The organism is Saccharibacillus sacchari DSM 19268 (assembly GCF_000585395.1).
In the GTDB taxonomy this organism is placed as follows: domain Bacteria; phylum Bacillota; class Bacilli; order Paenibacillales; family Paenibacillaceae; genus Saccharibacillus; species Saccharibacillus sacchari.
On sequence record NZ_KK073875.1, the window covers coordinates 5,668,187 to 5,690,442 of the forward strand.

General features: G+C 52.8%; 16 protein-coding genes. 6 read left to right on the forward strand and 10 right to left on the reverse strand.

What is annotated here, in order from left to right; all coding sequences use genetic code 11:
• Nucleotides 1–34: 34 nt before the first annotated feature.
• The 8 genes from SACSAC_RS24635 to SACSAC_RS24675 form a co-directional block, all read right to left on the reverse strand.
• The gene (locus tag SACSAC_RS24635; protein ID WP_051507394.1) at nt 35–1,297 is read right to left on the reverse strand and encodes an ABC transporter substrate-binding protein; all 1,263 of its coding nucleotides are present in this window, start codon (nt 1,295–1,297) and stop codon (nt 35–37) included.
• 648 nt (nt 1,298–1,945) lie between these two features.
• Nucleotides 1,946–2,983 (reverse strand): LacI family DNA-binding transcriptional regulator, encoded by a 1,038-nt coding sequence (locus SACSAC_RS24640; protein WP_037291082.1) that lies wholly within the window; start codon nt 2,981–2,983, stop codon nt 1,946–1,948.
• Between the two features lie 117 nt (nt 2,984–3,100).
• Nucleotides 3,101–4,069, reverse strand: a complete 969-nt coding sequence (locus SACSAC_RS24645) for an oxidoreductase (protein ID WP_037291084.1) — start codon at nt 4,067–4,069, stop codon at nt 3,101–3,103.
• A gap of 850 nt (nt 4,070–4,919) precedes the next feature.
• On the reverse strand, nt 4,920–5,192 hold the full coding sequence (locus tag SACSAC_RS24655) for a hypothetical protein (protein WP_037291086.1): 273 nt from the start codon (nt 5,190–5,192) through the stop codon (nt 4,920–4,922).
• A gap of 16 nt (nt 5,193–5,208) precedes the next feature.
• Nucleotides 5,209–5,748, reverse strand: coding sequence for a hypothetical protein (locus tag SACSAC_RS24660; protein WP_037291087.1), 540 nt, complete (start codon nt 5,746–5,748; stop codon nt 5,209–5,211).
• Nucleotides 5,749–5,854: 106 nt separating this feature from the next.
• Nucleotides 5,855–6,133, reverse strand: a complete 279-nt coding sequence (locus SACSAC_RS24665; RefSeq protein WP_156951094.1) for a hypothetical protein — start codon at nt 6,131–6,133, stop codon at nt 5,855–5,857.
• Nucleotides 6,134–6,265: 132 nt separating this feature from the next.
• Complete coding sequence (locus SACSAC_RS24670) at nt 6,266–10,723, reverse strand: 2-hydroxyacyl-CoA dehydratase (RefSeq protein WP_084778346.1); 4,458 nt, start codon at nt 10,721–10,723, stop codon at nt 6,266–6,268.
• A 54-nt stretch (nt 10,724–10,777) separates the two neighbouring features.
• Nucleotides 10,778–11,533 (reverse strand): TetR/AcrR family transcriptional regulator, encoded by a 756-nt coding sequence (locus SACSAC_RS24675; protein WP_037291090.1) that lies wholly within the window; start codon nt 11,531–11,533, stop codon nt 10,778–10,780.
• Between the two features lie 291 nt (nt 11,534–11,824).
• On the opposite strand from SACSAC_RS24675, the gene SACSAC_RS24680 reads away from it, so the two are divergent.
• The 4 genes from SACSAC_RS24680 to SACSAC_RS24695 all read left to right on the forward strand — a co-directional run bounded on the left by SACSAC_RS24680 (nt 11,825) and on the right by SACSAC_RS24695 (nt 17,648).
• Complete coding sequence (locus SACSAC_RS24680; RefSeq protein WP_051507395.1) at nt 11,825–13,444, forward strand: serine hydrolase domain-containing protein; 1,620 nt, start codon at nt 11,825–11,827, stop codon at nt 13,442–13,444.
• A 307-nt stretch (nt 13,445–13,751) separates the two neighbouring features.
• Nucleotides 13,752–14,582, forward strand: a complete 831-nt coding sequence (licT, locus tag SACSAC_RS24685; protein WP_037291091.1) for a BglG family transcription antiterminator LicT — start codon at nt 13,752–13,754, stop codon at nt 14,580–14,582.
• A 175-nt stretch (nt 14,583–14,757) separates the two neighbouring features.
• The gene (locus SACSAC_RS24690) at nt 14,758–16,698 is read left to right on the forward strand and encodes a beta-glucoside-specific PTS transporter subunit IIABC (RefSeq protein ID WP_037291092.1); all 1,941 of its coding nucleotides are present in this window, start codon (nt 14,758–14,760) and stop codon (nt 16,696–16,698) included.
• 473 nt (nt 16,699–17,171) lie between these two features.
• The gene (locus SACSAC_RS24695) at nt 17,172–17,648 is read left to right on the forward strand and encodes a hypothetical protein (protein ID WP_037291093.1); all 477 of its coding nucleotides are present in this window, start codon (nt 17,172–17,174) and stop codon (nt 17,646–17,648) included.
• A 70-nt stretch (nt 17,649–17,718) separates the two neighbouring features.
• Here the strand turns inward: SACSAC_RS24695 and SACSAC_RS24700 are convergent, their stop codons facing one another.
• Entirely contained in the window at nt 17,719–18,192 is a 474-nt protein-coding gene (locus SACSAC_RS24700; RefSeq protein ID WP_037291094.1) for a copper amine oxidase N-terminal domain-containing protein, read from the reverse strand.
• Nucleotides 18,193–18,400: 208 nt separating this feature from the next.
• Nucleotides 18,401–19,471 (reverse strand): LacI family DNA-binding transcriptional regulator, encoded by a 1,071-nt coding sequence (locus SACSAC_RS24705; protein WP_037291096.1) that lies wholly within the window; start codon nt 19,469–19,471, stop codon nt 18,401–18,403.
• A 129-nt stretch (nt 19,472–19,600) separates the two neighbouring features.
• Between SACSAC_RS24705 and SACSAC_RS24710 the strand changes: the two genes are divergently transcribed.
• Together SACSAC_RS24710 and SACSAC_RS24715 are read left to right on the forward strand one after the other, a co-directional pair.
• Nucleotides 19,601–20,503 (forward strand): ROK family protein, encoded by a 903-nt coding sequence (locus SACSAC_RS24710; protein WP_037291097.1) that lies wholly within the window; start codon nt 19,601–19,603, stop codon nt 20,501–20,503.
• Nucleotides 20,504–20,622: 119 nt separating this feature from the next.
• Nucleotides 20,623–22,242, forward strand: a complete 1,620-nt coding sequence (locus SACSAC_RS24715) for a hypothetical protein (RefSeq protein ID WP_037291099.1) — start codon at nt 20,623–20,625, stop codon at nt 22,240–22,242.
• Nucleotides 22,243–22,256 lie beyond the last annotated feature (14 nt).

Below are 22,256 nucleotides of genomic sequence, written 5' to 3' on the forward strand. Positions count from 1 at the left end.
CTTGGCCGGGTTCGGACAAGCCGCGCGCCGCCGTTTATTTCGCGACTTCGGCTTTCGCTTTGGCCCACATCTTGTTGTACTTGTCGAACGTCTCCTGCGGATTGTCCGCCAGCACGAACTCCTGAACGATCGCTTCTTTCACGATCTGCGCTTTGTTCACGATCGCCAATGCTTCGGCCGTATCGACTTTGCCTTCCAGATAGGTCGGCTTGTAGCTGTCGAACTCTTCCATCTGGACGATCCGCGCTTTGCCGTCTTTGAGGATCGGCAGCATGTCGGCATCGGCGCCGGATTCTTCGATCATCCATTTGACGAATGCTTTGGCGGTCGCGAGATGCTCGCTGTTTTTGTTGACGCCGTAAGCGCCCGACGCCGGACTCAGCACGACGTTGCGGCTGCCCGCTTCGTTGTCGTAAGGGAACGGGAAAAAGCCAATGTCTTCGGAAGCCATGCCGCCGCCGATCAGCTGCGGGATGATCCATTCGCCCAGATAAAACATGGCGAATTTGCCCGAAGCGACGTCTTTTTTGGACTGTTCCCAATTCGTCGAGTTGATGTCCGCTTCCAGGTATCCTTTTTCGTGCATCGTCCGCAAAATGTTCATCGATTGCCCGTAAGGACCGTCCAGCGTATACGGAGCATCCGTATTTACGCGTTCGTTGGACAGGTCGACGTTGCCGGACATGGCGACCGGCGTCTCGGCCGCAAACGGGTATACCGGCCATTGGTCTTTGAAGTTGGAGGCCAGAGGAACGATGCCGGCTGCTTTCAGCTTTTCGCTCGCCGCATAAAATTCGTCCAGCGTGGTCGGCACCTTGTCGATGCCTGCTTTTTCGAACGCCTGCTTGTTGTAGACAACGCCGACCACGTCGACGCCCGAAGGCATGCCGTACAAGACGCCGCCGTCCGATTTGTAGTCCGGGAAGCGGATGCTGTCGGTCAAGCCGAGATCGTCGAGCGGCGCGTAATAATTCGGCAGTTCGGTGTTGGCAATCGTCGGGATATTCATGACGTCGGGGAAATCGCCCGAGGACAGCCGCATTTTCGCCGTTTTGTCATAATCGATCGTCGCTTCGAATTCCACGTGGGCGTCCGGGTATTTTTCGTTGAACCGCTTGGCATAATCGTCGTAAACGTTACCGATCAGATCGGTACGGTTAGTCAAATACGTGATCGTTCCGCTGATCGAGTCTTCGCCGCCTCCGTCGGAAGCCGCCGGTTGATTTTGACCGCCGCATCCGGCCGTCGAAACAGCCAGTACCCCCGCTATCGCTCCGAGCATCCACTTTCTGTTCATTTCTGTTCCTCCCGTGTATGAGATCGCTTTCAACAAAACATTAACATACACTTAAACTTATTTCAACTATTTTAAATAAGTTTAAGAAACAAAGAATTTATTGGGAGAAGGGAGTGCGAGTTGGCTGCGGAAGAAATTCGTTCAAGACGCTGTCTCACCCGGAAAGTTGAATTGGATTTGAATAAGGAATCTTTCCGGGTTCAAAGGCGTCAACATAAAACTTAATGTTACCTCAGGTTTTGTTCAAGACGCTGTCTCACCCGGAAAGTTGAATTGGATTTGAATAAGGAATCTTTCCGGGTTCAAAGGCGTCTGGAACTGAATTTCTCCCTCCGCTGTGCTCTTTTTACGATGTGAGTTCTTTTTTTAACAACAAAAAGAAGCTCTCTATGTAAGAGAGCTTCAAAGTGTCGAGAAAGTCCAACGTAACTGGAAGCGAGAAGGCGTAGAGAAAAATTCAGTGCAGAAACGGCAGTGATCGCCTTTGAAATCGGAAAAATTCCACTAAAATTTAATCCTTTTTCCGATTTCAACACGCGACCTGAAGCATTTCGAAGAAATGCACTTCGGAAGCATATGCTGGCAATTTCTCTCGGAGTCTTCTCGTTTCCTGCGCCTACGTTTCCTTCTCGGCAACTTGTACGAACGCTAAATCGTTTTGACCGAAGAACGTTCGATCAACGTCGTGGCGAGAAGAACCTGCTCGGCGGCGCCCGAAGGTTGGCGAAGGCGGCGAATCAGCAGTTCGGCGGCGCGGATGCCGATACGTTCTTTCGGAACGCGTACCGTCGTAAGGGCCGGCTGCATGTAACCGGACAACGACAGGTCGTCAAAACCGATGACCGAGATATCGTCCGGACAGTTCAGGCCGTATTCCCTAAGCTGACGGATGGCTTCCAGCGCCAGCATGTCGTTAGCGCAGAACAGGGCGTCGACGGCTTCGCTTTGCAGCGCAAGCTTCAATCGGTCCGCAAATTCGGGAGACGTGTAATTGCCTTTGCCGCTTACGCCGATGCCGCGAATTTCCGATAACGCCGCGTTTTCTCCGGTGCGCGCATTGAAATCGGCCACGCCCTCGGCGAAGCCTCGCGCTCTTTCGCGAAAGCTCCAGGCCGTTTCCGGATCGCCGACGAAAGCCAGCTTGCGATGGCCTGCGGCAAGCAGCGCTTCGGCCGCGGAGTAAGCGCCGGCGTAATTGTTGGCGAGCACATGATCGAACGGCGGGTTCGGCAGGCTGGAATCGACCAGCACTGTGGGGAAAGACCTCGCGGACAACGCCGATACGTATGCTTCCGGCATGTGTCCCATGAGCAGCGCGCCGTCGGCTTTCCCGTCGACGATGCTGGAAGGAAGCGATTCCTCGGGTGCCAGTCCGATATCGATGCCCGACAAAATCATGCTGTAGCCGTGGTCCGATAACGCTTTGTCGATGCCGCGAATGACTTTGCCCCAATATTCGATGTCGCTCAAATAAGCTTGCGGCATCAATACGGCGATGTTGCCCGTTTTGGAGAACGCGGTCGCTTTTTTCAACTTTTCGATCCGGTAGCCCATCTCGCCCGCTGTTCGCCAGATCGTTTCGCGGGTCTGGTCGTTAACGGCAGGATCGTTGGAGAGCGCTTTGGAGACGAGCGCTTTGGAGACGCCTACCTGATCCGCGATCATTTGCAACGTGATTTTTTTCAAAGGTCTTAACTCCTCGTGATTTCGTCGTATGTCTATCATACCGAGGATTTCAACTTTTTTCAACAAAAACAAAAACCGGTTTCGAATAGAGAAAATCTTTAGGTGATCAAGAAGTTTTTACATCCGAATACCCAATTTCGACCAGTCTTCCTGTTCGTCCCGTTGGACATGGAAGTTATACGTCACGCCCGTCAATTCCTCCGATACGCGCCACAGCTTCGCCATCGTCTCTTCGTTCATCTTATGATCGACGGACAGATCAAAGCCCGGATAACCTTTGCGGCCGCCTTTGCCCGTCGGTCCGATATATTCGCCGCCGTATAGACCCGGATCGGTTGCCGCGTACAAGGTCGGCAGTGCGCCCATTGCGGCGGATTGGCTCATGAGTCCCCATAGGAAGGATACGGCGCGTCCCGCCTGTTTGCCGGAGCCGCGCGAGATCAGGTTCGTATTCGATACGCCGGGATGGCAAGCTACGCTGATTGTGCTCGCTCCGATCGCGGATAAGTGCTTTTGAAGCTCGCGGGCAAACAACAGGTTGGCTAGCTTGCTTTGACCGTAGAATTTCATGGCGCTGTAGCCGAGCCGGCCGTCCAGATTGTTGAAATAGATATATCCGCTCTTGGCCGCGATGCTGCTCAACGTCACAATACGGGATTGCGGCGTTTTGAGCAGCAGAGGCAGCAATCGTCCCGTCAGCGCGAAGTGTCCCAAGTGGTTGCTGCCGAACTGAAGCTCGAAACCGTCTTTGGTTTTGCCGAAAGGAGGAATCATCACGCCCGCGTTGTTCACCAAAATATGCAGCGCATCGTACTTGGCGATAAAGCGCGCGGCGAATCCTTCGATGCTGGACAGGTCGGCCAGATCGAGACGCATGACTTCGACGCTCGCCTGCGGGAACTTTTTGAGCAAACCGCCTGCCGCCTGATGCCCTTTTTCCAGATTGCGCACGGCCAGGATGATCTCCGCGCCTTTCTCGGCGAATCCGTAGGCCGTCTCCAGCCCCAGTCCGCCGCTTCCTCCTGTAATCACAACCCGTTTACCGTTCATGTCGGGCATATCATTGATCGTCCATTGTCCGTTCATCTATATTTCCTCCCTAATCGAGCGATTTCGTCTATGTACTCAGTGTGCCTGAATCCGAGACGTTTTTCAAATTTGCTGTCTTTCTTCCAGTCATTGAAAAGAGGCGCCACCGCGGAGGGCCCCAATGCTGGCCTCGAAAGTCACTTTGACGTGGGAAACGAGAAGACTGCGAGAAAAATTCGTTCAAGACACTGTTTCACTCGGAAAGTAGTACCTTGACCGCTTAAGATGTTAGGTTACGCCCTTCGAAAACCCGCTTGAAGCATGCGGGTTTCCGATGAACGTAAACCTTAGATTTGATGCGGTCAAGGTAGTAGATTGGATTTAAATTAAGGAATCTTTCCGAGTTTAAAGGCATCTCTCACTGAATTTCTCTCTCCGTCTTCTCGCTTCCAGCTACGTCTGACTTTCTCGATGCATTGAGGCACTTCCGCTGAGGAACGCCTCTATTAACGACTGTCTCACTTTAATATGGGTTTAGGAAAGAAGTAATAAAATCCCTAGCGACAATGATATAAACAAAAGGAAAAATCCGAGTGCGCGAAAAGCTTGGGATTGAAATCTGGCCGGTTCGGACAGTTCGCCGCCGGCCGGATCTCTCAGCGGATGAAGCAATCGGTCGGGACGTGCAATCACCAGTGGACACAGCAGCAAAAAAACTCCGATCAGCCAAAACACTTGTGTCGCCTCCTCGGGTACCGGATTCGGACGGCGCGTCCGCATTGCGTACCCATCATATACCCGGAAAAGAGAGTGCAGTAACGACTTGTCCATATCACGAACAGAGTCGGAGCCGAAAGCAAGGCTGCGCCCGCCCGATTGAAGTCTGACAAGCGGCTCGCTTCGGTTTTCACGAATTGCTCTTCTGCGGAGATTCTTCTGCCGAGGCTTCCAACCTTTTCAATCGTTCCTCTTGCTTGCGCATCAAACCGTTCAATTCCTGAAGCTGGCGGTCAAGAAGTTCAAAGCGGTCGTTTTGCTTGCGGTCCATATGGTTGAGCTGCGTGAGCACCAACCGGTCAAGCCGGCTTTCCACGATCGAAGAAACGATCGCGTACACGATACCGGCCAAGATCGCCAACATAAGCAAAATAAATCCGAGCGCCCAAATCCAATCGATCATAAGACTTCCTCCTTTTTCAATAGAATCCTTCCAGATCGGTTTTGACGGCGCGCCGAATAGGATCATCGCGATCCGTTTCGATGCTTTGTCCGGTACGCGCGTCGCTTACTCTCAAGCAGATTGCGCATTCTTTGACGAGAATTTCGATATCGGAATCGGCTTTTTTCCATACCCAATAAATCAACTCCCCCTGACAAAAGTCGCAAGATTCCTCGTAATCCCGACTGAAAAAGAGCAAGTTGTTAAATATTGCGGATAATCCGCCGAAAAAAGAACCGCATCCTTTTTTATCGTAACGCTCCTCTTTTAATCGTGCCCAAGAGCTTACGGCGTCCTTGTACATGCTTTCCGAAATCACGAGCTCTTCGTCGCTGTAGATATAAGGCTCCAGCCATTCCCAGCCTTGCGGATTGATGTTTTTGCCGTAACGCCAAATCTCGGGCATGACCTCGCGCATGGACCGCACGATTTTTGACGGGTCCGGCACTTGGTCGGACGCGAACATCGAATGATCCAATTTTTCGATTAACCGATTCATGGACGTATAAATGCTCATCCGGACAGCCTCCGTCTCTTTGATCAACCTACCTCTAATTTACCCTGTATATAACAAAATCCCGCATACCCAACCGGTATACGGGATTTGATCGATACGGCGGGCATTAAGAACGATCCCGCTCCGCGCGAAGCATCATTTCGTTCTGCTCGCGAAGCAGCTGGTTTTGCTGTTGAAAATGGGCATCCAGCGCGCTGAAACGATCGGCTTGCCGGTTCTCCAACTCATTCAGATCCCGACGCAGCGCATAAATTTCGTCGGTAATATTGGATTTGTTGATAGCGCCTTTAATGATGAAATAATAGATGACATAGGGAACAACGATCGCAGCAATCGATAAGATTACGCCGATCAAGCCCGCTCCGTACATAAAATCGATATTCAATGCTTTCCCTCCCCTGCTCGCTTCGTCGATCCCCGACATGCGGGATGCGAGTCTCTTCCTAAATAACAACGTTCAGAACGAACAAAAAGTTGGCTTTTCGGGATAAATTCGATCTTTTTGTACCGTACCGGGTCAATCGCTGCCCGCCGCCTCAACCGTCGAAGGCGCAGCTTCCGGGTTTCGCCGCAGTTCGACCGCAGCGAAACGTTCCGGCACGTCGGCCGTTATCGCAGGCAACGCGACTTTCTCGCCCTCCTGCTGCTGGCGCAGCGTCCGCATGGCGGTTGACAGCATCAGCTTGATTCGGTTGAGTTGATTGACTTCGGTCGCACTCGGATCATAATCCACCGCTGCCAGATTGGCCGACGGATGGAGTTTTTTGACAGACTTGAACACGCCGCGTCCCGTGATATGGTTCGGCAGGCAGGCGAAGGGTTGCAGGCAGACGACGTTGTTCACGCCGCTCTCCAGCAGTTCCAACATCTCGGCCGCGAGCAGCCAACCTTCTCCGCATTGGCTGCCGAGCGAAACGATGCTGCCGGCTTTCTCGGCCAATTCGTCGATCCGCAGCGGCTCGGAGAATCGCTCGCTCGCGCTCAGCGCGGCGCGCATCGGGCGACGGTACCATTCGATCACGCCGGTAAATGCCATACCCGTGAATCGTTTGCCGAGCGGCGCGCCCAAATTCCGCAAATTGAAGCCGCTGTCGTTGAAGCAGTACAGGAAAAAGTCCATAAAGTCGGGCAGAACGGCTTCAGCGCCTTCTTTTTCCAATAACCCAACCAGATCTCCGTTGGCTCCCGGATGGAACTTCAGCAGAATCTCGCCGACTACGCCGACCCGGGGTTTGCGCAGATCCAACAGCGGCAAACGATCAAAATCTTGCACGATGGCATGCGTGTTCGTGCGAAAAGTTCGCAGCGAGCCGCTTCGGATCGAAGCTTTGCACGGGGATATCCACGATTCGTATAAGCGATTAGCCGCTCCGACGTCAGCTTCATACGGGCGCGTACGATATAGAAGACGCATAAGCAGATCACCATACAGAATGGCAATCAATGCTTTGTTCAGCAGCCCCGGCGTTATTTTAAAACCCGGCTGTTCGGCTGTCGGCGATGTGCCGAGCGCAATGACAGGCACGTTCGGGAAACCGGCATCTCGCAATGCTTTACGGATAAAGCCGATATAGTTCGTCGCCCGGCATCCGCCGCCCGTCTGCGTGATCAACACGGACGTCTGCTCGGGGTCGTAGCGTCCGGATTTTAACGCGGCGACCAACTGCCCCGTCACGATGATCGACGGGAAGCAGGCGTCGTTGTTGACATGGCGCAGTCCCGTGCCGATCTCTTCTCCGCCCGCTTCGCGCAGTATTTCGAGCTTGTACCCCGAAGCGTTGAACGCTTCTTCCAACAAATCGAAGTGCATCGGCGACATTTGCGGCGCAAGAATCGTATGCTTGTGTCGCATAGCCGCCGTGAAAGCCGGAGGCTGCGAAGCGGCATTGACATTGCGGTTGCCGGAGCGCGCTGCGGGTATGGAGGGATTCGATGAAGCATCGGCACCGGCAGCCGCAATTGGACGTTGCCCGCCCGCGCTTTCCAGCGATGCCCACGGAGCCGGAATTGCGGCGCTGCGTTCGCGCTGCTCCAGCACCGCCGCCTTCAACGAACGCAAGCGGATACGCGCCGCGCCCAGATTCGAGCCTTCGTCAATTTTCAACTGCGTATACAACCTTCCGTTGTTTTGCAGCAACTCGCTAACCTGGTCGCCCGTCACCGAATCCAGTCCGCAGCCAAATGAATTAAGCTGCACCAACTCCAGGCAATCATATTTGGCTACGGCGTCGGCAGCTTTGTACAGCCGCGAATGATACATCCATTGATCGACGAACGTAAGCGGCCGATCCGGTTCGCCCAGATGGGCGACCGAATCTTCGGTCAGCACCGCCATGCCGAGACTGGCGATCAGATCCGGGATACCGTGATGAATCTCGGGGTCGAGATGATAAGGACGCCCGGCCAGCACGACGCCTACTCCGCCCTCGGCCTGAAGACGGGCAATCGTCTGCTCGCCTTTGGCCCGAATATCGGCCTGTACGCGGCGCTCCTCCAATCTTGCTTCGGCTACCGCATCCTTGATCTCTGCAAGCGAAAGACCGAATTCTTTCAATTCCTCGTATAATCGTTGCGCCAACTTCTTGGTATCGTCAAACGGCAGGTACGGCGCCATATAGCGAACACCGGACAATGAATCGACATTGCTGCCTAGCACCTGCGGATAACCGGACACCACCGGACAGTTGAAGCAATCGTCTGCCTTCTTCGTTTCGCTGCGTTCGCGCGGAAGCGAAGGATAGAAAATAAAGTTCACGCCGCGCCGGACCAAACTTTCCGCGTGACCATGTGCCAGCTTTGCCGGATAGCAGGCGGTATCGGACGGAATGCTTTCCAGGCCGCGTTGGTATATTTTTTTGGACGAACGCGGAGACAGCTCTACCCGGAATTGAAGCCGCGTGAAGAACGTGAACCAAAACGGATAATTTTCGTATAAATTCAGCACGCGCGGAATGCCGACCCGACCTCGCGGCGCCTGCTCCATCGGCAGCGGCTTGTAGCCGAACAATCGCTCCAGCTTATAGTCGAACAGATTCGGGATGCCTTCCGGGTTCTTCTCTCCGCCCGCGCCGCGTTCGCAGCGGTTGCCCGTAATGTATTCGCGGCCGTCGCCGAATCGGTTGACGGTCAGCATGCAGTTGTTCCCGCATAATCCGCAGCGGCGCATGGAAGACTCCGACTGGAAGACATCCAGCGCTGCCAGATCGGCGATTCCGCTGCGCATCAGCTCCGCCCCGCGTTCTCGCGCGATCAAAGCCGAGCCGAACGCGCCCATCAGACCCGCAATATCCGGTCGCACGACCTCCCGGCCCACTTCGCGTTCAAAAGCACGCAATACCGCATCATTATGGAAGGTCCCGCCCTGAACGACGATATGCTCGCCCAAATCCTGCGGCCCCCGAATTTTGATCACTTTATACAACGCGTTTTTGACGACCGAACCGGACAACCCTGCCGAGATTTCGCCCAGTGTCGCGCCTTCTTTTTGCGCTTGTTTCACCCGCGAGTTCATAAATACCGTGCAGCGCGAACCGAGATCCAGCGGCCGTTTGGCTAGCAATGCCGCTTCCGCAAAATCCCGCACGTTCATTTTCAAGGATTCCGCAAAGGTCTCGATAAACGAACCGCATCCCGACGAACAAGCTTCATTCAGCAAAATGCTATCGATCGCCCCGTCCTTGACGCGCAAGCATTTCATATCCTGCCCGCCGATGTCCAGAATAAAGTCTGCGCCCGGCAGGAAATGATCCGCCGCCTTATAATGCGCTACCGTCTCGATCTCGCCAAAGTCCGCTCCCAACGCCGACTTGATCAAGCCTTCGCCGTACCCGGTCGCTCCCGTTCCGGCAATGACCGCTCCTGCCGGCATTTTCCCGTATAACGTCCGCAGCGCTTCAATCACCGATTGCAAAGGACGACCGCCGTTCGCTCCGTAATGCTCATGCAACAACCGTCCTTCTTCGTCGATCAAAGCCAGCTTCGTCGTCGTCGAACCGGCATCAATTCCCAAATAACAGCGGCCGCGCGCTTCCGACAACGCCGCCCGCTTGATCCGATTGCTTGCATGACGGGCGCGAAAAGCTTCCAACTGCTCCGCGTCTGCAAACAACGGGTCTAACCGCTCGGTATTTTCTTCGGCAGCGGTCGCAAGAGCAGGCAAACGCTGCGCCAATGCATCGAACGCAATCGCAGCTTCCCGCTTCGCCGCGACCGCCGCACCTTTTGCCACGAACAATTCCGGCCGTTCCGGCAGCACGATCTCATCGGGCGTTACGCCGAGCGTCTTCACGAAGCGCGTCCGCAGCTCATCCAGATAATGCAGCGGCCCACCCAGAAACGCGATATGTCCGGTAATCTTTTTGCCGCAAGCCAGTCCGCCGATCGTCTGGTTGACGACCGCCTGCAACACGGACGCCGCGATGTCTTCGAGCGCCGCCCCTTCGTTCAGCAGCGGCTGCACGTCCGTTTTCGCGAATACGCCGCAGCGGGACGCGATTTCGTACATCGTGCGGCTGCCTTTGGCAAGCTCGTTCAATCCCGCGGCATCCGTCTGCATCAATGCCGCGATCTGGTCGATGAACGCTCCCGTACCGCCCGCGCACGAACCGTTCATGCGTTGATCGACCGTATTTTCGAAAAAGGTGATTTTGGAGTCCTCGCCGCCCAGCTCGATCGCCACGTCCGTATGCGGAATAAAACGTTCCACCGCTTCCGCCCCGGCCGCGACTTCCTGAATAAAAGGCAGCTCCAACCATTTCGAGATCGCGATCCCGCCCGATCCGGTGACGCTGATTCGGCATTTCGCCACAAGCGATCCGCTGCCGCCGTATAACGAACACGCCTCCTCCAGCACCCGGCGCACCGTTCCGCGAATATCCGAATAATGACGCTCATACCGGCCATGCAGCAGTTCGAATTGTTCATCAAGTACCGCCAGCTTAACCGTCGTGGAACCGACATCCAGTCCGATCAACATGTCGCGTTCATCCTTTCCCCTCTGTCTGTTAGTGTGGAGACGTTACTATGGGTATTACTGCGCATCCGTAGGATTGCCTTCTCTCGGAATCAGGCCGTTAAACAAGATGTCCAGCATCAGATCCACTTCCCGCTCGTCGTTCCAGTCTCCCTCGGGTGCCAGCAAGGAACGAATTGTGGCATAAGCGCTCAACACCGGAACTATAACGCGCATGACGGTCGGAATCGGCAGATCGCGAATCTCTCCGCTATCGACGCCCGACTCGATGGAAGCGGAGATGATCGGAGCCAACTGATCCATCCACAGCCCCGTCACCGCATCCCGGTATTCGTCGCGAATCAGCAGTTCTTGCAGCGTCAGCTTGAGCATATCCGGGTTCTCCCTGGCAAAATGAACCCGTTCCAGCGCTGCGGCATGCATACGCGCCTTCAACGTGCTCGGCATGTGCTGCAAGGAAATGGCCTTTTCGTTAGCGGCGCCTATCCGGTGATCCGCACGCGGCCACTCATCTGGAATTGCTTGTTCGTGACTTTCTTCACAAGAAATTTTAACAAGAGGGTCCAAAATATCGAGCAGCGTCGGATGGATCGCCTCGACGAAGAGCTGTTCTTTATTTTTGAAACGCTGAAATAGAGTCTTCTCCGATACCCCAGCCGTACGGGCAATCTCCAGCGTTTTCGCTCCCTGAAAGCCATGTCTGGCAAATACCTCTTTCGCCGCATCCAAAATCCTTCGATCGGTTCCTGTCGGTTTTCTAGTCTCCTGCTGCTCCAAAGGCGCATTCAATCGTTCTTTTAGCGGATAGGTCATCATAGATCCCCTTTCGCTTTTTGTTTGCTCGTAAACAACGCCTTACTCGTGTTTATTTTAGCGCGCTCGGGGAGGTTCGAGTAAGTAAGTGGTTACTTTACTTCTTGACAATTTAGTGTCTTTTGGAAAATGAAGGATGCGCAAAGCGAGCACGAACCTATCCGCAGGTCCAGGTCAGGGGTTGGCGCAAGACCGATCTGAATTTCAGGCCATCGGCCGATTTGAAGTTTGTAGGCGTTCGTTACAATGGGGACAGCCTTTATAAAACCGTGATTGAAAGGATGTTTAACCATGAATATTGCCAAAAGGATGAAAGCCGCGTTGGCTGGAATATTGCTGGGTTCGTTTATCGGCGTGCCCGTTGCTTCTGCTGCTTCGGTCACTCCTAAAGCGGAGGACTCTGCGGTTATTGCGGCCTGGACCCCCGAGCAAATCGATACGTATGCCGAAGCCGCGATGGAACGCCTGCATATTCCAGGCCTCGCTGTCGGTATCGTGCATGACGGAGAGATTGCTTATATGCAAGGCTACGGCAGCGCGGGTCCAGGTGCTGGTCCCATGACGCCCCAGACGCCGCTGGTGATCGGATCGCTCACGAAATCTTTTACGGCGCTTGCGATCATGCAATTGGTCGAAGCGGGCAAAGTCCAACTTGATGCACCCGTTACCGATTACCTTCCCGACTTCACTCTTGCGGACGGCAATGCCTCCAACAAGATCACCGTAGCCGACCTGTTGCACCAAACGAGCGGCCTATCCACGTATGACGGCATTGCCTTTTTAGCACAGGGAGATACGACGTTGATGCAGCATATCCGCAATCTGAAAAATGTCTCCCCCACAGAATCTGCCGGTGCGGTTTATCAGTATTCCAACTTGAACTACAATATCCTCGGCGCGATTGTCCAGCAAGTCTCGGGAGAAGCTTACGGGAACTATATGGATGAACAAATTTTGCAGCCGCTTGGCATGAGCAACAGCTTCGGATCGCCCGAACGGGCTAATGTCGCCTTATCCGAAAATTCCGATCTGCGTCCCCCTTCCGGCCATCAGCTGCTGTTCGGGCTCTCCGTGCCTACGCGATTGATGCAGCATTCGGCCACGACGCCGTCAGGCTATCTGGTCTCGAACGCCGAAGACATGTCCAAGTATCTGATGATGCAAATGAACGACGGCACGGCCGATAACGTGCGGCTGCTGTCTGCGGAAGGCATCCGGCGCATGCACGAACAAGGAGCGGACATGAGAGACGGCTCTTTTTACGGGATGGGCTGGATCAATAACGGCGACTATCTCTGGCATAACGGATCGACGGAAAATACGTATACCGAAATGCGCATTCACGACGACTACGGCATGTTCGTTCTGGCCAACAGCTCCGATCCGTTGATCGTCAGCTACGCCGGAATTTTGCCCGGCATCGACGATATCGTGCACGGCCGGACCCCTTCGTTGGAAAGCCTGCCCGATTTTTTCAAGCTGTACGCGATCGCGGACGGCATCGTTGTCGCGGTGATTTTGCTGTTCTTGTTCTCGGTGCGCAGCTTGTTCCGTTGGCGCAAAGCATTCCGTCCCGTTGCCTGGAAAACCACGCTGAATATCGTTCTGCTGCTCGTTTGCAACGTCGCGTTCCCGCTGGCGATCCTGCATTTCGTTTCCGGACTCGCGCCGTGGAACATGGTCGTCACCTGGGCTCCCGGCATCGGTTGGGGACTGACGGTTCTGCCGTGGCTGCTTTTTGTTACCGGAGGCCTGAAGTTGATTCTGATGATTGCAGCCGCAATTGCGGCAAAAAGAACCGAGCAAGCATCGAATACCTCCAAGCCAGCATTTGCGGAGACGAATACACAAGCGAGAAGTGCCTTTGTTTCCGGGAAGGAAAATTCGTTTAGCGGAGAAAATGCACATTAAAGGCGAACGACGCTTCATCCGCTGGATGATCTGCACCGCTGTTACGAAAAGCCCCCGCCTCATACAAAAGCGATCGAAATCCGATCGCTTTTGTTCGTTTTCCAGACCTGTCATCTTTTTTTGAAAGCGTACGCTTTTCCCCTTGCCAACTATTGAAAACGGTGTTATTGTGGTTGTGGGATTGTTACTGAAAAGGCAAAACCCAAAACATGTGCCTAACGTGTTTTGGGTTTTGCCTTTTTATATACATTGTGCACAATGGTGTAATCCTTTACGAAGCAGCTTCGATAAACAAGAGGTGAACGCAATGCAAATTCTGAGGGTGCTCAACAACAACGTCATCACGTCGCTGGACGAGAACGGAACGGAAATCGTCGTGATGGGCCGAGGACTCGCCTTTCAAAAAAAGCCGGGAGATGAAGTCGAGACGGACAAGATCGAGAAGATCTTCCGTCCGGAAAGCAACGATTCATCCCGGAAGCTCAAGGAACTCTTGGAACAGATTCCGATGGAATACGTTCAGCTAACCGAGGATATCCGCAAGCTGGCAGCCCTTATGCTGGATAAGGAATTCGGGGACACGATCTATCTCTCCCTGACGGACCATATTCACTTTGCGGTAGAGCGCCATCAGCGCGGACTCGATATCAAGAACGGTTTGCTTCTTGAGGTCAAGAGCCTGTACAAAGCCGAATATCAGGTCGGACGCTCCGCTCTTAATCTGATCAAAGACCGTCTGGGCGTCGAACTGCCGGACGACGAAGCCGGATTCATCGCGCTTCATCTGGTCAACGCGCAGCTCGGCGAAGAAATGCCCGTCCTGATGGACATCACCAAGATCATCCAGGATATTCTCGATCTTGTGCGCAAATATTTCGGGCTGAAGTATAACGAAGATTCGATCAGCTACTATCGCTTCGTGACCCATCTGAAATTCTTCGCGCAGCGGCTGATCAGCGGCGACCATTCCGGCAATAACTACGACAGCCTATACGAAATCGTGAAGGAAAATTGTCCGGAAGCCTACCCTTGCACGGAGTTGATCGAGGCGTATATCGCCGAACATTACGATTACCGATTGAACAAGGAAGAAATGCTGTATCTCACGATTCATATCGACCGTATCGCCAAATCTTAAACCAACCGGGATTGTTACTGCAAAGGCAAAACCCGGGTCGTCACCGATCGTCAGCCGGCTTTTTGCCGTACCTGCGTTGGGGCGCCCGGGTTTTTCGTTTTGTCCGGGGTAACGCTGGCAGCGTCTACCCCGCCCCTGTACCATTCATTTTCCACATCAGAAAGGAAGGCTGAACATGAGCAAGCACGAGCAAACAGCCAAATCCGTCCTCGAAAAAATCGGCGGAGAATCCAACGTCAAAACAATGACCCACTGCATGACGCGCCTGCGTTTCGAACTGCGCGACAACGACAAAGCCGACCGCGCGGCACTGGAAAATACGCCGGGCGTTATGGGTACCAACATCGCAGGCACGCAGTTCCAGGTCATCATCGGCAACGATGTACCGAAAGTATACGAGCAAATCAACAAAATCGGCGCATTCGGCGGCGGCGGAGCCGCTCAAGACGACGACGTGCCTAAAAAGAAAAGCAATCCGTTCTCGGCCTTGCTGGACATCATCTCCGGAATCTTCACGCCGCTGCTGCCCGCTCTTGCCGGCGCAGGTATGATCAAAGCGCTGTTGTCCGTATCCGACGCGTTCGGATGGATGGCAGCCGACGGCAGCACGTACCAAATCCTGAAAGTAATCGGTGACGGTACATTCTTCTTCTTGCCGATCCTGATCGCGTTCAGCGCGGCGAAGAAGTTCGGCAGCAGTATGTTCTTAGCGGCTGCGATAGCCGGCGCCGTCCTTCACCCGGAACTGACGGCCCTGTTCGGCAGCGGCGGAGATCTGAACTTCCTCGGATTACCCGTTACCGTCGTGACGTATTCATCGTCCGTTATTCCGATTCTGCTCGCAATCTGGGCATCTTCTTATGTCGAGAAATTCTTGGATAAAGTCATTCCGAGCGCACTGAAGTTACTGTTCGTTCCGATGCTTACCCTGCTGGTTATCGTACCGGCAACCTTGATCGCTTTCGGTCCTGTCGGCAGCATCATCGGCGAAGGTCTGGCTGGCGGCATCACTTGGTTGCTTGATAACACGGGCATCTTCGGCGGTCTGGTTCTCGGTGGTACCATGTCGCTGATCATCATGACAGGTATGCACTGGGCACTCGTTCCAATCGCGATTCTCTCGCTGGCCGAACAAAATTTCGACTACATCTTGCCTATCATGTTCGCGGCCAACCTGGGTCAAGCAGGCGCTACATTCGGCGTATTCCTGCGCTCCCGCAACCCGCAATTCAAGGCTCTGTCGCTGTCGACCAGCTTCTCGGCCATGATGGGTATCACGGAACCTGCGATGTACGGCGTTAACATGCGCCTGAAAAAACCTTTCGTTTCCGGCCTGATCGGCGGCGCGGCAGGCGGCGCGATCTACGGACTGTTCCACGTTAAGATTTATGTAATGGCAGGCGGCGCAGGTCTTCCGGGTATTCCGGCCATGATCGGTCCAACCTTCGTTTACGGCATGATCGGTATGGCTGTAGCCTTCGCCGTTGGTGCTGCCGTTACTTTCGTAATGGGCTTCAAAGATATAGCGGTCCCTGCATCCGAAACAGCCGCAGCAGCGGATGCTGTCGCTCCAGCTGCATCCGCAGAAGCTGCTCCTGTAGCAGCCGTAACGCCTGCAATCGTTGAAATTCGTAACACTGAACTGTCCAGCCCACTGACAGGTACGGTTAAAGCTCTGGCTGACGTGGACGACGCTACATTCGCCGGCGAATACATGGGCAAAGGTATTGCCGTTGTTCCTAGCGCAGGCGTCGTTACAGCTCCGGCTGACGGCATCGTGAACTCCCTGGCCGTAACCAAGCACGCCGTAGGCATGCAAACGGCAGACGGTACGGAACTTCTGATCCACATCGGTCTGAACACCGTTCGTCTGAAAGGCCAACATTTCAACGTCCTCGTTGAAGAAGGACAAGCCGTAACCGCAGGTCAACCGCTGATTACCTTCAACATGAACGCCATTCGCGCGGCAGGTTACGACCTGACCACGCCGATGATCGTGACCAACACGAAGGAATTCGAAGGCTTCACGGCACTGCACAGCAGCTCGATCGAAGCGGGTCAACCGCTTCTGAAGCTTGATGTCGCGACTCCGAAGCTTGAAGCGCTGGGCGACTGATCTTGCACGGTAAGATGATTTGATTTTATTCATACTCCTGATTTTTCTCCCGAATCGCCGGGGAACAATCAGGAGTTTTTATTTGTGCGGCTTTTTCCGATGCGGTTCGGACCGCATTGGACTGCATTAGGATTCCGTCCAGCCTGACTTTTGCGTCTAACGGATCGCATATCCTTTACAAGCCCGAATGAACGGCTTTTACGACTTTAACGGATTGTATATCCTTTAGCCGTTTTTTAGGGCTTTTTTTCCGTGCAAAACCCGCCTATTTTCATTCTAAGCGCTACCTGGTTCCGTTAGAATTTTCAAATCGCTTAAATTATGCGCTAAGCGTCGTCTCGATCCGTTAAAATTTTTCCGACGTGCTATCGGTTTCGCAAACCGAAATCCGTTTATCCAAAACTCCTTTCGTTCTGCATGCGTCTATTCAGGTGAAATGCAGCATACGGATCAACGGGAAGGAGTCCTCTGTCATGAACGGAAATCTCGATCGTGTACGTCGCAAGGAAATAGCCGATCTGGATCGCACGGCCTTCAAACGAATCCTGCTCGCCGCAGCTTCTTACATCGGCGGAGTGTTGGCTGTTGGCTGGGTCTCAAGCGGGCAAGAGGAATTCGATTGGGCATTCGCATGGATGAGCGGCTTGATTCCTTTCGGATTTTTAGCACTGCCTTTATACCACGTCGTTTGGGCGATCTGTTCCAGAGTCATCTCCCGTCTGTTGAAAAGTATCGCGCTTGCCGCGGCATGCATGCTTATCGGCCTGCTTCCCGCATTCGCGTCTCTGAAGATTTGGGGAGATCCTTTTTCTTTGATTCCGGATGCAGTGATGGGACGGACTTACTTGATGCAATTCGCCGTCTCCGGCATGATTTTCGGAATCGGGGCCGCTCTATGGAACGACAACCATAACAAGAAGACGAAAAAAGACCGCTCTCCGCGCCCCTAAGGGCAGCGGAAAGCGGTCTTTTCGGTTCGCGTTCACGATTTTCGTTCGCGCTGCCCGATCTTTTCTCGCCTTACTTGATCGAATCGCCGACCCACAGCGTTTCGTTGGCTTTATCCCATTTGATGGATTCGCCTACGCCGCGGACGATGATGCCGACCGGAACGCGCAGCACGCCGCGTTTGAACGTCGGCGAGCCTTGCAGCTTCACTTCTTTGCCGTTCACCCACGCGATGTTGCTGTCGGCCATCACTTTGACTACGTTGTCGCCGCGCGTGTACGTGTACGTCTTGGTCTTTTGATCCCACGAGATCATCAAACCGTCGATGTCGAGCTGCTTGATGACGTCAGCCGTCGCATACAGCGTGCTCTTGATAAAGAACGGGTACGCGCTTGGCGTTACCAGACCGTCGTTGCCGTAGATCATCGCGGCAGGTTCGGATGCCGGAGTCATCGTCGCTGCGGGAGTCGTGGCCGGAGCGGCTTGAGCGGCGGATGCGCCCAGAACGGCGGAGCCGAGCAGCGAAGCAATCAGGATTTTTTTCATGGGAAAAGTCCTCCTCTATAAATGCGATTATTAAGATGCGGTGGAAAAACACCCTACCCTTATATATAAACCTTTCCTCGCATGATTTAGTTGCAGTTCTGACACTACACGGGAAAATTTTTGTAAGCAGAGGGCTGAGCGGCTCGGCATGAAGCGCCTTTTTTGGATCGCGACCGCAAATTATCCTTGATTTTGCGGCTCAAGTCGGTCAAACCGTAAAATTGCGCACGTCGATGCCGGCTTCATTCGATACAGGGATCAGCTGCCCTGCCGTCGTCCATCTCACCGCGTGCCGCTTCTCGCCGTAACCGTCCAGCAGCAGCCGAACCGCCGACCTGCACATTCGTTTTTTGTCCGCGCGAATCGTGACGTACAGGCCGGAATCCGGGGCGCAGGCCTGCTCCAATCCGTCGAATCCGGCCACCTTAATCTGCTCCGGTACCGATATGCCGATCGCGCGCAGTCTTCGGATCAGCAGCAGAGCGATCCGATCGTTGCCGCAGAAAAAGGCGGTCGGCAGCGCATCCGTCGCGACGAGCCTTGCCAAAAAGGCACCGATTTGCTGTTCGTTTTTCACCTCGTCAAAATCATCGGCCTCCAACAGAGTGATTCGCTCCTCGATCGGCAGCCCCGCTTCACGCATCGCCCGCCAATACCCGAACCACCGCTCTTCATGGCTCGTCGTCAGATTGGCCGGACCGATAAACCCGATCTTCCGATGCCCGCGTTCGATCAACAGCCGCACCACCGATTCGGCGCCCTCCGTGTTGGCCGAAACGGCAGCGGCGCAGTTCATGTCCCGATAATACGAATCCAGCATGACCAGCGGCACGCCCGTTTCCCAAACCATATGCGCATACGGCTTGGCGATGATCCCGAACAAAATGATTCCGATATGCTCCAGCTCTCCGTATAAGCTCGGAAGTTCCAGGCGTTCTTCCATTCGGCGGTCAATCCGAACGATTACCGCGCTGCAGCCGTGCGCACGAACCGTTTCCTCCAGAATCCACAGCATATCATGGAAAAAACGAAAATGTTCGCTATCCTCATGGCTGACGACCCGTTCCGGCACGAGCAGTAAAATGTTCCGGCTCGACGCTTCCGGCTTGGCCGCGGCACCCGGAGGAACGTACCCCATCTCCTCCGCTTTATGTCGGACGATCAACCGCACTTGCTCGCTGACGCCGCTTTTTCCCGACAAAGCCAACGATACCGCATTTTTCGAAATCCCCAGCTGATCCGCGATATCCTGCATGGACACTTTTTTCGGTCTGGCCATCCTTTTCCTCCTTGAATGAAAACGCTATTCGCCCGCGCTGAATTATGCTATGCTGGTTCCATGTTACTTTACAGAAATTAATTTCGTCAAGTTTTGTCAAGTTAAAGCGTATAATCGAGGAGGACTATCATGATCGCTATCGGAATCGACATCGGCGGTACCAAGATCGCTATCGGACTCGTAGACGAGACCGGAACCGTTCTGGCGCAGCAATCGTTGAAAACAGACCCTGCCAAAACCCCTTCGCAGCTGATCGAGGAAACCGCTCAGGCCGTTAACGGCCTGTTGGAGCAGCAGAACATTGCTCCGGCAGACGTCAAAGGCATCGGCGTCGGTGCACCGGGACCGCTCGACGCCAAAAACGGACGTCTGGACAGCCCGCCCAACCTGCCTTCCTGGCACGGCTTCGGCGTCGTCGACGAGCTTCGCAAACACTTCGGCGCATGGCCGATCCATTTTCAGAATGATGCGACGGCAGCGACTTTGGCCGAAAAATGGCTGGGCGCGGCGCAAGAAGCGGACAACTTTATTTTCATCACCGTGAGCACGGGAATCGGCGCCGGCATCTACATGCACGGGCGACTGATTACGGGCGCATCCGGCAACGCGGGCGACGTCGGCTTCATCATGGTCGAGCCGGGCGCGGCGGGAACCGAAGGGTATTGGGAGCAGATCGCTTCCGGCACGGCAATCGCGCGCCAGGCTTCCGAGCTGCTGGGACGTCCGGTCGGCACGAAAGAAGCGTTCGACCTGGCCGCGGACGGCGATGCCCAAATGCGCGAACTGATCGATGTCACCTACAAGCGTCTCGGCATGGGCTGCGTTTCGCTGATCAACACGCTCGATCCCGAGCTGCTCGTGATCGGCGGCGGCGTATCGCAGATCGGCGAGCCGTTGTTCGACGCGATTCGCGGCTACGTCTCGCAGCACGCGCTCAGCCCGTCAGGCCGCCGCACGGCGATCGTTCCGGCAGCGTTGAGCCAAAATGCCGGATTGATCGGCGCGGCGTCGTTGGTGCATCAGGCGTACTGATTTTCAACTTTTTTAAAAAACTTCAGCTCGTTTCTGCATTTACTTTTTTACTATGATTCCAAACGAAAATCGAAATCAATCAAACGGAATAGTGTAATATGATAGAGGAGGTGAATCAAATGCTTGAATACAATCGAATTTCCTTCCCCAATAGGGCAGAAGACATGAGATACAATGAAAAGTACCAGCATTCTTATCGTATTTATTTAGATCATTGGGATTCATTTTTAGCTTTTTTGTCTGATTCCTTACAAAAGGTCGTTTCGAGAGATTCTTCTCACGCATTAGCTATATACGGGCCGCAAGGTGCAGGTAAAACTCTATTTAGCGACAAATTAGAGAATGATTTTTTGAAAGTAAGAAAAGCAATTCAAAGAAACGAATTAGAATATAGAAACGACAATATTTGGCAGAAAATCGTAATGAGAAATCCTAAAGACTTAGGCATTTTAGAAAGAATAACTAGAACTTGTGAATTTATCAATATTACTGACAAACAAAATTGGCTAGAGGAACTGAATAGTTATAGTAGCGACGCGGTTAAAATCGTTATCGCTGATAATGCTGAAAGAGCATACTTCGGAGCTGCGTTAGCAGGTGTTTCACAAACAGACTTCCTTGCTAATCGCGCAGGAATGGGCGAACATGTAGCTCAACAATTTGTAAGACTGGCTAGAACAGATTTGAGAAAAACCTTGTTCATTATTTTAGGAAACGTTCCAGAATACTTAAAATCTTTTTACGACGAATGCGAACGTCAACATTCAAAAATGGCTAGTTACTATGAATTGGATTTGCCTACTCCTTCCGAAAAAGAAAGTATTATTAGAAGAAACATCAACCGTTTGAATAGTTCTTCTTATTGGAAGTATATTGACTCTATTGATGCAAGTAAAAAAACCAGCTTATATACCGAGCTTCAAGAGGAAGAAACGACTATTCCAAAAGTATTTGATGCAATTGATGAAGCATTTAGTACTTCCACAAGGCGAGGAGGCCGTCCAGCCAATAAATGCACATTATCATTCGTGTTAGTGACGGAAGAATTAAATCAAGCAAACGAAATTGCAAGCTCGCTGGCAGGAAGATATATAGACCACGCGGATTATGAATACTCTAATTTGGTCCGCACTTACAATATTCCAGAAAACTATGCTATTAACATCATGGATAAAGACATAGACAAATATAAAATGTTAGAATCTGAATTTAATTTTCAATTTATTATATTTAGTAATGAATGGATAAAAAGGTTATTAAGTATAGATGTTCTTGTTCAACAACTCGCAGTAAAATGTTTAAAACAAATGTTAGAAGAACCCAAAATAGGAATTCCGATAAAAGCTAAGCAAAAGCGTAAATTAGAAAGAGATATTTCATGCGATACTCTTATAGAAAAAGGAGGAGTTCAGCAGTCTTTTTTATCTTCTTTTTGGAATTTAGGAGCAAGAAGAGGATCACAATATGAAGATATTTTGAGAGGTCATTTTGAAGGATACAATACTACCAACAGCACAGGAAGCACCAGCAAAAAGAGACCTGATATTGTTTTGAAAAGTTACAACCCTTGTTCTATATTGGAAGCTGAAGACGAAACATCAAAGCAAATCGTTCAGGCTATTGTAAGAGAGTATCATGCAGTGGAAATCACCACGATAAAAAATGCAACTACAAAAAAAGTAATGGATTACTTGGACGATAAAATCCCTAACTATGTGGAATTATTACAAAATCATTGATTTTAAAAGTTATA

Bases quoted from the DNA above. Each gene is read 5' to 3' on its own strand.
- SACSAC_RS24635 (WP_051507394.1), bottom strand. From the start codon at position 1,297: ATGAACAGAAAGTGGATGCTCGGAGCGATAGCGGGGGTACTGGCTGTT.
- SACSAC_RS24645 (WP_037291084.1), bottom strand. From the start codon at position 4,069: ATGAACGGACAATGGACGATCAATGATATGCCCGACATGAACGGTAAA.
- SACSAC_RS24655 (WP_037291086.1), bottom strand. From the start codon at position 5,192: ATGATCGATTGGATTTGGGCGCTCGGATTTATTTTGCTTATGTTGGCG.
- SACSAC_RS24660 (WP_037291087.1), bottom strand. From the start codon at position 5,748: ATGAGCATTTATACGTCCATGAATCGGTTAATCGAAAAATTGGATCAT.
- SACSAC_RS24670 (WP_084778346.1), bottom strand. From the start codon at position 10,723: ATGTTGATCGGACTGGATGTCGGTTCCACGACGGTTAAGCTGGCGGTA.
- SACSAC_RS24675 (WP_037291090.1), bottom strand. From the start codon at position 11,533: ATGACCTATCCGCTAAAAGAACGATTGAATGCGCCTTTGGAGCAGCAG.
- SACSAC_RS24680 (WP_051507395.1), top strand. From the start codon at position 11,825: ATGAATATTGCCAAAAGGATGAAAGCCGCGTTGGCTGGAATATTGCTG.
- licT (WP_037291091.1), top strand. From the start codon at position 13,752: ATGCAAATTCTGAGGGTGCTCAACAACAACGTCATCACGTCGCTGGAC.
- SACSAC_RS24690 (WP_037291092.1), top strand. From the start codon at position 14,758: ATGAGCAAGCACGAGCAAACAGCCAAATCCGTCCTCGAAAAAATCGGC.
- SACSAC_RS24695 (WP_037291093.1), top strand. From the start codon at position 17,172: ATGAACGGAAATCTCGATCGTGTACGTCGCAAGGAAATAGCCGATCTG.
- SACSAC_RS24700 (WP_037291094.1), bottom strand. From the start codon at position 18,192: ATGAAAAAAATCCTGATTGCTTCGCTGCTCGGCTCCGCCGTTCTGGGC.
- SACSAC_RS24705 (WP_037291096.1), bottom strand. From the start codon at position 19,471: ATGGCCAGACCGAAAAAAGTGTCCATGCAGGATATCGCGGATCAGCTG.
- SACSAC_RS24710 (WP_037291097.1), top strand. From the start codon at position 19,601: ATGATCGCTATCGGAATCGACATCGGCGGTACCAAGATCGCTATCGGA.
- SACSAC_RS24715 (WP_037291099.1), top strand. From the start codon at position 20,623: ATGCTTGAATACAATCGAATTTCCTTCCCCAATAGGGCAGAAGACATG.